Origin of the sequence: Acinetobacter sp. CIP 101966 (assembly GCF_000369725.1) — a bacterium.
Lineage (GTDB): Bacteria > Pseudomonadota > Gammaproteobacteria > Pseudomonadales > Moraxellaceae > Acinetobacter > Acinetobacter lwoffii_Q.
In genome coordinates, this window is sequence record NZ_KB850163.1 from 92869 (window position 1) to 93585 (window position 717).

A 717-nucleotide genomic window follows, 5' to 3' on the forward strand; every position below is an offset into this window, starting at 1 on the left:
AGAAAAAATGCGAAACCATGGAAAGATACAAAGAGTAGCTCGCTAGAGCGAAATGAATTACTTCGAACAGTTAAGCGTTTAGGCAGGACACTATGGAAAAAATGGTCAGGCTATCATCGGCGAAGTTGGTTGAAACTAAGATGCACTGCATTAAATTATTAGGAGATAAACTCAGCGCAAGGAGTTTTGATAGCCAAGTGAATGAAATTCATGCACGTGTAGCAGTCCTCAACAGATTTACGGAATCAGGTCGACCATTTACCCAAGTTACGCCTTAAATTTGGCTCAATTAGGGGCGCTTTGCATTTCAAATCTTTGTGCAACAAAGCCCTTTGAAAGCGTAAAACTTTCATTGAGAACAACAATGGGTATAGACAGGGACAGTACGAGTTGAGGTGAAACAATAATATTAGTTGTTTTTTAGTTGAACCTTTTTTTGTCAATCGAATTGTTTTTAGTTCAAACATGATGAAGTTTATGAATTAAAATTTAATTCAACATATCATATTTATCTAATTAAAGGATAGTACTTTAACTTATTGAAATCAGGTGAGTGTAAGGGATATATGAAGTTATTGTTTGGTATACTTCGCTTAACATAATCAATATTATACGAAATCAGTTTGTTAGAACCCATTTAAAGTGTCTATATTCTCACCAATAAAAATGTCTGGTTTATGATGGTTTTTATCACCATGGACTGGATATAAAATATAG

General features: G+C 34.0%; 1 pseudogene. It reads left to right on the forward strand.

Annotated features, from left to right (window positions below):
• Positions 1–278, forward strand: a pseudogene (locus tag F891_RS15300) (transposase); the annotation flags it as partial.
• Positions 279–717 lie beyond the last annotated feature (439 nt).